Origin of the sequence: Psychrobacillus sp. FSL H8-0487 (assembly GCF_038008385.1) — a bacterium.
GTDB lineage: Bacteria > Bacillota > Bacilli > Bacillales_A > Planococcaceae > Psychrobacillus > Psychrobacillus psychrotolerans.
In genome coordinates, this window is sequence record NZ_JBBOZA010000001.1 from 825,826 (window position 1) to 837,964 (window position 12,139).

Here is a 12,139-nt window from a genome sequence, read left to right on the forward strand (position 1 = left end):
GAATTGTATGGTGTTTATAAAGATACATATGTATTTTTATTTTGAAAGGTGAGGGAAACATTGAATGTTGCAAATATAGGTATTATTTTTGATGAAGTTAATGCGGAGAAAAATTGGGCGAATGGCAGCAATGTATTTGAGAATTTTTTGTTTGAAATTTTAGATCACTTTAGACTGCCTTATAAAAAAATAAATGAAATAGATGAGTATAGTGACTTTGATCTGTTAATCGTAGGTCACACGAGTAATAGTGTAGCGGCAAGCGCAAAAATATTAGCATATGCTCATACTGGTGGAACGGTAGTTTCATATGGCGGATTGGATGCTATTCGAAGTAAATTAGGATTTGCTAATATGTTTTCAACTAGTAAGGGTTATGCAGATTTATCTGCTTTTTTAAACCAACCTACCCCTTTGCGTTTTCTGGATGCACAGCCGTGGATTCTAAAAGGTAATTTAGAAGTGAAGGAATTTGGTTCTGTAAGTGATGAGGCAAAAACATGGCAGGGAGCATCTGCACTACAAAAAATTCAATATGGAACAGGAACGATTGAACGTTGGTCCATCCCGATTCCTCAGACAATAGTGGGATTACAGCAAGGAACGAAAGCTGTTGTGGAGGATGGGACACCAGCACCGGATGGTTCGGCAAATTTAGATGAGGATATCCTAAAAGCAGAGGACGGCTTTGAACTCGATTGGGTTTTGGATAGAGCGTTTACTGAAAGTGGAATGCCTTATTTCCCACATCCATATGCTGACCTTTGGAAAGAAGTAATAATAGAGCATCTCATAAAAATAGCACTAGGAAAAGGACTAACACTTCCATTTCTGGACTTTTGGCCTGCTGGTGTAGAGCATGTGGCAATGATATCCCATGATAGCGATCTAAATGTAGATGAATCTGCTCAAATTACTTTAGATACTTTGAAGGCTGCAGATGTACAGACTACATGGTGTATGATTGCGCCAGGATATAGCCCATCGATATACGATCAAATAAAAGAGAATGGCCATGAAATCGCCCTCCATTATAATGCTTTAGAAATGGAAGACGGGGTATGGTCCGAAGAAACTTTCCATTCTCAAAAAGAGTGGTTAGAAAAAACGACAAGTACGGCCCAAATTGTTTCGAACAAAAATCACTATACACGTTTTGAGGGTTGGGGCGAGCTATACGTTTGGTGTGAAAATAATGGGATACAAGTGGATCAATCTAGGGGACCAAGCAAAAAAGGAAATGTTGGGTTCTTATTTGGAACATGTCATCCTTATTTTCCGATTGCTTGGGCAGATGAAAAAAATAGATTATATGATGTTCTAGAAATTGGTTTCTTAACTCAGGATTTAAATCACAACACACTATCAGATGTGAGTGTTATTCAACCATTTTTAAATGGAGTAAAACTCGTAAATGGAGTGGCGCATTTTCTGTTCCATCAACATCATATTTACAACCAACCAAAAGTAAAAGAAGCTATTATTCAACTAATCACAACTGCTAAAGAACAAGGATTTACATTCTGGACTAGTAAACAAATAAATGATTGGGAACGAGCACGTCGTTCTGTAACAATTGATGGTACTAGTCGTTCTGGTATAAAGGTAACTAGCCTAGATGAAGAAAGTGATTTTGTGTTACTCATTCCTGTAGCTGATAATGTTGAATCTGATTTGGTAGTGAAACGATTCGGTATTTGTTGTAAGCAAGTTAGAGTGAACTGATCCTAATATGGGGGGCTAATAATGGGAGATAATATACTAGCATTACATGGTGGCCCGAAGGTAAAAGTGACACCTTTTGGAACAGGCAAACGTTTTGGATTAGAGGAAGCAAAGGAATTACTAGAGGCACTCGAGCAAAATACATTATTTTATCACTTTGGCAATAAAGTAAAACAGTTTTTACAGGATTTTAACGATCTATATAATGTAAAATACAGTGTCGCGACATCCTCTGGAACTGCAGCACTTCATGTTGCACTTGGAGCAGCTGGTATATCGGTTGGAGATGAAGTAATTACAAGCCCTATTACTGACCAAGGAACGGTGGTTGGAATTCTCTATCAAAATGCTATACCCATTTTTGCCGATTTGGATCCCCATTGCTATACTATGACTGCTGAATCTATCGAAGAAAAAATAACAGCAAAGACGAAGGCGATAATAGTTGTGCATTTAGCCGGCAACCCATGCGATATGGACCCTATCATGGAACTCGCTAAAAAGTATAATCTTAGAGTAATAGAGGATTGTGCTCAGAGTTATTTAACTACTTATAAAGGGCAACTTACTGGTACAATTGGGCATTACGGATGTTTTAGTACAAATGATTTCAAGCATATTTCTACTGGTGACGGAGGAATGGTGACCGTAAACTCAGGGGACGAATCAGATTATTTTACGACGCATGCATTTGCAGATAAAAATTATCGAAGACAAGAAGATACTGTGATGAAGGATTTAGAATACTTAGCGCCGAATTACCGTATGACAGAGTTACAAGGTGCGGTTGGAATTGCGCAGTTAAAAAAGCTTAACTGGATTTGTACAAGACGCAATGGGTTAGGGGAACGCTTACAGCAAGGAATCGCTACCATTAAAGCTGTTAATCCAATGAAAATAACCGGTGAAGGTTGGTGTAGTTATTGGTTTTATATGCTAACTTTAAATTTGGAACAGCTTACATGTACACGAGAGGAGTTTTCGGAAGCTTTAGCAGCAGAAGGAATTCCAAACCAACCTGGATATATTCCGAAGGTGTTATATGCACAGCCTATATTTCAAAAGGAGCAGGCGTATTTAAATAGCCATTATCCATTTAATCTAGGTTCCTATGATTATTCCATAGGAAGCTGTCCAAACGCCGAGAATATTTTAGAAACGGCCATTCGATTAAATATAAGTGAATTCTATACAGATCAAGATATAGAAGATATGATCATAGCCATCAGTAAAGTTGCTTCCTATTACTATAGGCACAATTCATAACAAAGTAATTACTTATTAGATCAACGTTGATTTCCGCTCCAACGCACTTTCATGTTTCGAAGCTAGCGCAGCGATGCAGAAACAGGCGGACGCTTTCCGTGGGCACGGCTTCAATCTCCTCGTCACTACGTTCCTGCGGGGCTTTCAGCTCGTGCACCTGTCGCTTCGCTATCGGTGCAGAAAACATTTCCTGTTCCCACTGGAGTCGCCGCCTTACGCTCCAATTAATAAAGTTCCTTTTAACTAAATGGAGTTATTGAATATAGTGTTACATAAATATGCGTATTTTATAAAGAAGTAAGTAAATATTTCTGGAAGGAGGGTCACCGTGCGCGATAATTTATTTGCAGATTACGGGATCCCCGTTTCAGCAGAGGAAGAAAGAACAGCTGCTATATGTATGAATTCAGAAGGTGACTATAGATTTGTGATTGCTGCGAAAGGGTTTGTTATTATTGTCAATTTGGAAAACGACGATGTAAAACAAGTATTCTTTCCGGAAAACAATGACGAATATCCTTATGCCTCCTTTAGTAGCAATGGATTATTTTATACTGGTGCAGCAAATATGTTTATGGTATTGGACCCTTTTAAGGAACAATTTATTCATTATAGTGTGATTGAAAATGGGGAAGAAATTGTAGGCTTTAGCTTTGCGGAGGACTTAGCAGGTAATATTTATTTTACTTCGTATCCGCACTGTCATTTACTTAAGTTTTCGCCTCCTTCTAAAGAGGTTATAGATTTTGGCAGTATGGACCTGACCGAAAAGTATCCAGGAACTGTTGCGATTGATCAGACAGGATGGGCATATTTAGGCATTGGAACGGAAAATAAAAATATTGTTGCCTATCATATAGAAAAAGGTTTGAAAAAAGGCCTTATTGAAGGACCGCAAAGGAAAAAAGGAACTGGATTTGTCTATCTAGGAGAAGATGGATCGGTATACGGACATATAGGAGATACCAGTTCTCCTGAGAGGATGAAGTTCTCTAATGGTGACTTCGAAACTGTCGCTATAGAAAAACTACCTCTTTCTTTATATGCAGGTACTGCATTTCAACGAATTCATCGCTATAAAGAAGGAAACTATCGGGTAGAGAAATACACCCTTTCAGAAGGTTTGATTGAACTTATCCATAGAGAAACAACACAAACTAAAAAAATTCAGTTTAGCTATACTTCCGATGGAGCAAAGTTGTCAACCATTTACCTTGGCTCAGATAACAATATATACGGTACTTCCATGCATCCACTACAATTTTTCCAGTTTAATAGTTCCACGAACACAATGACTAATTTTGGTGGAGAGGTTATTGAAAAAGGAGGAGGCGGGAATATTCCAGCCTATGCTTCTAGTGGGAATTTACTTATTGGAGTCGCATACGCAGGTGGAAAGCTATATGAATTTGATACGACGAAGAAGTTCAAAAAGAGTCAAAATCCGAAGTTGGTATTACAAGAAGAGAGTATCCATCGACCTCGCTGCGCAATTACTCTAAAGGACCAAGAACATATTGTTTGGGGAGGATTTCCTGGATATGGAATGGTCGGGGGATCATTAGGTATCTATCATATGAAAACGGAAGTAAATCTTCTGCTGACACATGAACAATTAGTAGAGAACCAAAGTACGATTAGCCTCGGACAATTGAGCTCTGGAGATATTCTGGGTGGAACGAGTATTGAGACACCAGGGGGAGCAGAGTCACGAGAAAGAGAAGCACGTTTATATGTATTAGACTGGAAGACTCAAAAGGTAAAAAATAGTTTTGTTCCAATTCAAGGTGCTCGGGAAATTGCTCAAATTTTTGTGGACCAATTTAATCGTGCTCATTGTCTAACAGATCAAAGTATCTATTTTGTATGTGATCCATCTACCGAACAAATACTTTTTCAAACAGATTTATCTAACTGGGGACAAATTGTACGAAATAGTTTTGCTTATGATGTAACGACTAATAAGCTCTTTTGTCTTCTAAGTGAAGCATTGCTTCGTATAGAGATCCAAGAGAAAAAGTGTGTAGAACCCCAAGTTGTTCATGCTCTACCAATGAGTGCAAGTAGTGGCCTTGTACTCAAAAACGATCGAATCTACTATGGTAGCGGAAGTCATTTATGTAGTATTCAAACTAGCGAAAAATAGAGGAGGGATGAAGACCATCTATACAATAAAAGCGATTGAAAAAGACGGGGCCCAACCGTTATTACAGAGTATAGGGAATATAGACGACTGGTATAAAAAAAGATCAAAGATACACCAGGATTGGTTAAATTGTATTGGTGGTCTTCCTCCTTTAGTTAAACCAGAGATGAAGATTAACTCATGGGAGATCTTTACCGATTATTACCTGATCAACATTTGCTACGCTACAGTTTTTGAAGACTGGGTACCTGCCAATCTTTTAGTTCCGAAACTACAACAAGTAGAAAACTTAACATCCAAAAGTGATGTACTTCACTTACTTAACTGCACGAATAGCAAGCCGTTTCCAGCAGTGATCGCTCTCCATCCGACGAGCGATAATGGAAAAGAAGATATATGTACAACAGCTGGAAGAAAGAATAGACAGTATGGATTGGAGCTTGTAAAAAGAGGATATGTAGTCTTAGCTCCAGATACGATAACTGCAGGAGAACGCGTTTTACCAAACGACAAGCCGTTTCAAACATCGACATTTGATAAGAAACACCCAGAGTGGTCCGCGGTTGCTAAGATGATTATTGACCATCAACAAGGTATTAGCTTACTGGAAAAACTGAGTATAGTAGACAAAACCAACATTGGAGCTATTGGGCATTCGTTAGGTGGGTATAATAGCTTCTTTCTAGCTGGAGTTGACAGAAGGATTAAAGCAGTTGTTTGTAGCTGTGGATTCTCTTTGTTTGCACAAGATCCAGAACAGCATCGGTGGGGCAAAAGAGAGTGGTTCAGCCATATTCCAAAGATTAGTGATTATATAAATGAAGGAATTGTACCATTTGAGTTCACTGAAATAGCTGCTCTAGTTGCTCCGACTCCGTTATTCATGTGGATGGGGCAAAATGATCACATATTTCCTCATTGGGAATCTGCAGCCAAAGGGTTAGTGGAACTTAACACCTTATATGAATGGATGGAAACAGGAGAACGCTTTACATCATTAATAGGAAACTCTGGGCATGACTTTCCATCTGAGATTCGTCAACTGGCCTATAGCTTTCTAGATCAATGGCTTAGTTAAAGTAGTCGTTCAAGTTTTCAAAGCAAATATGCTATCCTAAATAAATATAAACTAATCAATATGGTAGGGAGTTGAGACAATTGCTAAAACGGAAAAGTGCATTTGAAGATCGCTATAACAAGTTCATACATGAATTAAAAAATGAAATTATTTCGGGAAAGTTAAAGCCTGGAGAATTCATTCTCCCTGAAAATACATTAAGCAAAGTATATGACTTAAGTAGAGTATCTATTAGAAAAGTATTGGCAGAACTAGTAGATGAAGGCCTTATCGAGAAGATACCTGGAAAAGGAAACCGGGTAACTATTCCAAATGATACGCAAAAACAAACAATTACTTTAGGATGGTTTTCACATTCTTATGAGTTAGAAGTTGTTCATAAAATTATTGAACGATTTGAGATGCTCAACCCGTTCACGAAAGTAAATCTACAATTACTACCTAATAGTCAATATGTTTATAATCTAAAACAATCTTTGAAGCATGAGAGCGGACCAGATGTATTTATATTATCTGATTATCATTTTCGGGAACTAATGGATTCCAATTCATTGGATATCATAGATCCCTACTTACCGTATTTTATAGACCCAGAAAAAGATAGTTATAAACAAGTATTTGAAATGTTCACATACGACAAGAAAATTCCTGTAACACCTTTTGTATTCTCTCCAGTGATGATTTGCTATAATCGACGAATGTTTGAAGAGGCGGGAATTGCAAAGGATTTCAAAATGGAAAACTGGGATGATTTATTAGAGTTAGCAACCCGTACTACGAAGGAAATGGATAGAGAAGGCATGATTAACGAATACGGCTTTTGTTTTTCCTCCTCTACGAATCGTTGGCCGGTTTTTCTTTTGCAGAATAAGGGTAGTTTCATGGCAACCGATAGATCTAAATCCGTTATGAACAGTAAAGAAAATATAGAAGCATTGAATTACTGCGCTGATTTAATGTATAAGCATCAAGTTTCTCCAATTTTCTCTCATGGGAGTAATGAACTTGCCGAAAATCTTTTCATGCGAGAAGGAGCAGCAATGATTTTGACTACTTACTATTTTATGAATGAATTTAGAGATCATAAAATTGAATGGGACGTTGTTCCGCCTCCTCAAAATGATGCTCAAGGAACATTAATCATAGGAGGAGCTTTAGGGATTAGTGCAAATAGCAAAATAAAAGAATCTGCTCAAGCATTTGTTCAATTTATGGTAAGTACAGAAGCACAAACATTACTCAAGCAAAATGGTTGTACGATTCCAATGCTTCGCGAAGTTGCCGAGGATAACCATCTTCTGCAATCAGGCATTCATCCTGAAAAGTATAATGCTTTTAAAGAAGCTATGGGATTCTCCAAGACAATGAAAGACCTTCATCTCACCATTGAGGAGACTGAACTAGTAGAACGAGAGATGCAATTTTTCTGGGCCAATATGGAAAAGGCAGAGGATACGTGTAAACGAATTGAAGAACTTCTAAATTCAAAACAAGCGGTAAATAACGTTTAAACGTATTTGAAGTTCATCCATTCTCAAAGGAAATATGTTTTTAAAGAGGTGATTTACATGGAACTAACTGGTTGGAGAGGTTCACTATATCATTATATGGATTGGGCATTAAAGCTTGCATATCTCAATATTCTTTGGTTAGTAGGGATAATCATTGGTATAGGAATTGCAGGTTTTTTTCCCTCAACCGCGGCAATGTTCTCTGTAATTAGGAAGTGGACCCAAGAAGAGGAAGATATAAAGGTATTCGCTCATTTTAAAAACGAATATAAAAAGGAATTTCTTCAGTCCAATAAATATGGCTATTCCTGGGCAGTTCTCGGAGTAATAATATATGTAGATTTACAGTTCTTCCGTGGCATTCCTACTATTTGGGCATTAGTTATTTCTTTGTTCTTTTTTATACTTGGTGCCATTTATATAGTTTCTTTACTGTATGCATTCCCTGTTTACGCTCAATTTCAATTAACTATAAAGCAATACTTTAAAAATTGTTTACTCATTGTCCTTTCTAATCCATTATTTTCTGTATTAATGGTCTTAGGATTTTATTTCCCCTATTATTTAATGACTAAGGTTCCAGGGTTAATACCATTTTTCGGAGGCAGTCTTATAAGTCTAGTGTTAGTGATTATTTCTAATAGAATGTTCGAAACATTAGAGAAAAATAATAAGAAGTATATAGAAGAACAAGAAATAAAATAGTAAGTGTTTAATATGTACAAATCAAATTATTATAGAATACATGTATATTACATGTACTGAATGGAGTTAAAAGAAAGCAGGAATTTGAAAGGGGAGATTAGTTATTGAAACTAAAAGTCAAAAAAATTGACCCGCTAGATTCACCTTTAGCAGTATCAAATAATATCCCGATTAAAAGAAAAAAGAATTCCTTGAAAAGTAAATTATGGCGGGATCGCTATTTGTTACTACTAATCTTCCCCGGAGTTCTATACTTTCTTATTTATCGTTATATACCAATGGCAGGAATACTTTTAGCATTTAAGGATTATAGCCCGTTTCGAGGATTCGCAGAGAGTCCGTGGGTAGGGTTAAAGTATTTCAAACTAATCTTTGAAGATGCAGAAGTTATTCAAGTTATATGGAATACGTTACAAATTTCTATGCTACAAATCTTTTTTGCTTTTCCTATCTCTATAGTACTTGCCTTAATGCTGAATGAAATTAGAAATCAAGTTTATAAAAGATTTCTCCAGTCTATTGTATATTTACCACATTTCTTATCATGGGTAGTCGTAGTTGGGATAACCGTTATATTTCTTAGAAGTGAAGGGTTGATCAACGGAGTTTTAGTAAATTTTCTGGATCTCAATCCAATTCCGTTTTTAACAGACCCCACTTTGTTCAAACCTATAGTCATTTTACAGGTTATTTGGAAGGAATCAGGATGGGGTACTATTCTTTTCTTAGCTGCATTATCTGGTATAAGTCCACATCTATATGAGGCTGCTGTGATAGACGGAGCAAGTAGACTAAGGCAAATGTGGCATATCACTTTGCCAGCTCTTAAGAGTACAATTGTCATCCTATTAATACTTCGTTTAGGAAATGTCATGGATAGTGGGTTCGAGCAAATCTTTCTAATGTTGAACCCTTTCAATATGGAAACAGGAAATGTATTAGATACGTATGTGTATTTTAAAGGGATCCAGCAGGCTAACTTTAGTTTTGCCACAGCTGTAGGGCTGTTTAAAGGAATTATAGGTTTAATACTTGTTGTACTTGCCAATAGACTTGCGAAGAAGTTTGGCGAAGACGGCTTGTATTGAAGGACTTATAGATTTTGGTAGGGGGGTAGATTATGTTCAAATCTTCTGGTGGGGAAAGGGTAATGGAAATCATTAATAACATCGTTTTGTTATTAATAGCTGTAACGATGCTCTTTCCCTTCCTTTACATTTTTTCTGTTTCATTTTCAAGCGTAAGTGATGTACTCAATAGTGATTTCCTTTTATGGCCAAAGGAATGGGTGACAGACGCCTATTCGTATATCTTAGGGTCGGATCAATTTATCCGTTCTTTAGGGGTAACCGTTTATATTACTGTGGTTGGAACATTTGTTAATCTAGTTTTCACATCAACGATGGCCTATTCTTTAACAAGAAATATTATTGGACAACGATTAATCTTGTTCTTAGTATTGTTTACAATCTTATTTTCTGCGGGAATGATTCCAACTTATATTATTGTGAAAGAAACTGGATTATTAAATTCGTTATGGGCATTAATCATACCAGTGGCGATCAGTCCTTTTAACTTAATCATCATGACTCAATTCTTTAAAGGAATTCCAGAGGAACTAACAGAGGCTGCCATTATAGACGGGGCCAATGATATTCAAATTTTTACTAAAGTGATTTTACCGTTATCTAAGCCTGCTTTGGCAGCATTTGGTCTGTTTTATGCAGTGGGTCATTGGAATAGCTACTTCTCGGGAGTGCTCTACTTGAATGATCCGTCGAAGTGGCCAATACAAGTTATTTTACGCCAAATTGTTATTGTAAATGAACCAAATGCTGCACTGGGCGGTCATGCAGCAATGTTAGAGGCTTTACCTCCTCCAGAAACGGTTCAAATGGCGGCAATTTTATTGGCAACCTTACCAATACTTATTGTTTATCCGTTCTTACAAAAACATTTTGCAAAAGGAGTGATGCTTGGATCTGTAAAGGGTTAGTAACTAGAAATTTGTCTGTACTACTGTTTTACGAAGCCTTACAATAAGATAATTGGAGGGGTTAATGTGAAGAAAAAGCACAAAATAATTAGCTTTCTACTTCTTTTCCTAAGTTTTATGTTAGTTGCATGTACGGATGAAAAAACAGATGAAAAAGCAACTGTGGACGAAGGAAATGAAACAGCAGGAGAAAAAGCACCAGTTACACAAATTGATCCATTTGATCATTCAGAAAAATATACAATTACGGGGATGACATTCCGTTTTGGTGATCCACCTCCCTTAAAAAGTCCTGGTTTAGATATGATAAATGAGCGATTTAACGTAGATTATAAACCAGAGATTATCCCTCAAGGGGACTATGTGGAAAAATCATCTGCCATTGTAGCATCAGGCGCTATGCCAGATTTAATTGGATTTCAAGCTGGCGATACCCGTTTTTATCAGTGGGCAGAAGATGGAGCATTTCTACCTTTAGATGACTATTTATCACATTATGCAACGTTAGGAAACATTCCAGACTATATTTATAATTCTTTTAAAGTAGATGGAAAGATTTACGGCATTCCACGCTATTCTAATCCATATCCTGTAACGCCAATTATTCGTCAAGACTGGTTAGATAAATTAGGAATGGAAGTTCCAACAAATTACGAAGAGTTAGAGAAAATTGCCATCGCATTTACAAAAGAAGATCCAGATGGGAATGGTAAGGACGATACGTATGGGGTAGCTATTGGAGAAAATATTAACCCAAGTTTTAATATGGGAACTTACTGGGACTTCAATTCTTGGTACCACCAAAATGATGATGGTGATTTTATCCCTGGTATCATTTCGGATGGAAGAAAAGATTTAGTTCAATTTTTTGCTAATTTGTATAAAGAAGGCGCGATGACAAAAGACTTTGCAGTACTTGATTGGGCTAGTACTAATAATGAGTTTTACTCTGGTAAAGCAGGAATTTTCGTTGCTGGTGTTTCAGGAATGTCACAGGAATACTTTGATGGATTATTAGCTATTAATCCGGATGCAAAGCTTGTAGCAATTCCACCATTTGAAGCACCTGACAAATCGAAAGGATTTACAATGGGCTCAGGTAACTCAGGTATTCTTGCTTTAAATGCTAATCTTGCTAAAGACGAGGGTAAAATATACCGTGCATTAGAGTTAGTAGACTTTGGGAAAACATATTTCCCAGCTGAGGAAAAAAATCCGCAAAACGCGGACTTTGATTTCTATTTAGGTAAAGAAGGAACAGGTTATAATATGGAAAATGGATTGCCTGTTCAAGTTCCAACATTCTCTTCTGAAGGACTTTCTCCGTCAACTTATTTCCTAGATAACAGAGAACAGGTGCCTGAGGATGCGAAGATTACCTATGCAGATAGCTATACATTACCAGAATTGAAAGAGATGACCGCATCATTACAAGAAATGTTTGAAACGACCGATTTATATGTGGATCCTTCTCATGGAGTGCAATCCCCAACAAACCAAGAAAAGGGTACGGATCTATTTCAATTCTTAATCAATGAACAATCGAAAATGATTGCTGGCCAAAGACCATTATCAGACTGGGACGCACTTGTTAAAGAATATTTAGCAAAAGGCGGCGAAGCAATCATTAAAGAGACAAACGAAGGAATTAAGTCAAAAGGTTATACAGAAAGAGAATGGAAGTAATAAGAATATAGCCTGTTCGCTCATGC

General features: G+C 37.0%; 9 protein-coding genes. All 9 read left to right on the top strand.

Features of this window, described 5'->3' with window-relative positions; genetic code table 11:
• The first annotated feature begins 60 nt into the window (after window positions 1-60).
• The 9 genes from MHI47_RS03955 (at window position 61) to MHI47_RS03995 (ending at window position 12,113) form a co-directional block, all read left to right on the top strand.
• Window positions 61-1,725: a hypothetical protein gene (locus MHI47_RS03955; RefSeq protein ID WP_340829688.1), complete on the top strand. Its 1,665-nt coding sequence runs from the start codon at window positions 61-63 to the stop codon at window positions 1,723-1,725.
• Window positions 1,726-1,746: 21 nt separating this feature from the next.
• On the top strand, window positions 1,747-2,991 hold the full coding sequence (locus tag MHI47_RS03960; RefSeq protein WP_340829691.1) for a DegT/DnrJ/EryC1/StrS family aminotransferase: 1,245 nt from the start codon (window positions 1,747-1,749) through the stop codon (window positions 2,989-2,991).
• Between the two features lie 328 nt (window positions 2,992-3,319).
• A complete protein-coding gene (locus MHI47_RS03965) occupies window positions 3,320-5,137 on the top strand; it encodes a hypothetical protein (RefSeq protein ID WP_340829693.1) in 1,818 nt (605 codons plus the stop codon).
• Between the two features lie 7 nt (window positions 5,138-5,144).
• Window positions 5,145-6,215, top strand: coding sequence for an alpha/beta hydrolase family protein (locus MHI47_RS03970; RefSeq protein WP_340829695.1), 1,071 nt, complete (start codon window positions 5,145-5,147; stop codon window positions 6,213-6,215).
• A gap of 80 nt (window positions 6,216-6,295) precedes the next feature.
• Complete coding sequence (locus tag MHI47_RS03975; RefSeq protein ID WP_340829697.1) at window positions 6,296-7,726, top strand: extracellular solute-binding protein; 1,431 nt, start codon at window positions 6,296-6,298, stop codon at window positions 7,724-7,726.
• A 57-nt stretch (window positions 7,727-7,783) separates the two neighbouring features.
• Window positions 7,784-8,431: a YesL family protein gene (locus MHI47_RS03980; RefSeq protein WP_093537180.1), complete on the top strand. Its 648-nt coding sequence runs from the start codon at window positions 7,784-7,786 to the stop codon at window positions 8,429-8,431.
• 164 nt (window positions 8,432-8,595) lie between these two features.
• Window positions 8,596-9,519, top strand: coding sequence for an ABC transporter permease (locus MHI47_RS03985; protein ID WP_407691711.1), 924 nt, complete (start codon window positions 8,596-8,598; stop codon window positions 9,517-9,519).
• Between the two features lie 32 nt (window positions 9,520-9,551).
• Window positions 9,552-10,427 carry a carbohydrate ABC transporter permease gene (locus tag MHI47_RS03990; protein WP_093537181.1) on the top strand — a complete coding sequence of 292 codons (876 nt, stop codon included), beginning with the start codon at window positions 9,552-9,554 and terminating at the stop codon, window positions 10,425-10,427.
• Window positions 10,428-10,493: 66 nt separating this feature from the next.
• Entirely contained in the window at window positions 10,494-12,113 is a 1,620-nt protein-coding gene (locus MHI47_RS03995; protein WP_340768422.1) for an extracellular solute-binding protein, read from the top strand.
• Window positions 12,114-12,139 lie beyond the last annotated feature (26 nt).

Excerpts from the sequence above, each read along its gene's own strand:
- MHI47_RS03970 (WP_340829695.1), top strand. The coding sequence starts at position 5,145 with ATGAAGACCATCTATACAATAAAAGCGATTGAAAAAGACGGGGCCCAA.
- MHI47_RS03960 (WP_340829691.1), top strand. The coding sequence starts at position 1,747 with ATGGGAGATAATATACTAGCATTACATGGTGGCCCGAAGGTAAAAGTG.
- MHI47_RS03990 (WP_093537181.1), top strand. The coding sequence starts at position 9,552 with ATGTTCAAATCTTCTGGTGGGGAAAGGGTAATGGAAATCATTAATAAC.
- MHI47_RS03980 (WP_093537180.1), top strand. The coding sequence starts at position 7,784 with ATGGAACTAACTGGTTGGAGAGGTTCACTATATCATTATATGGATTGG.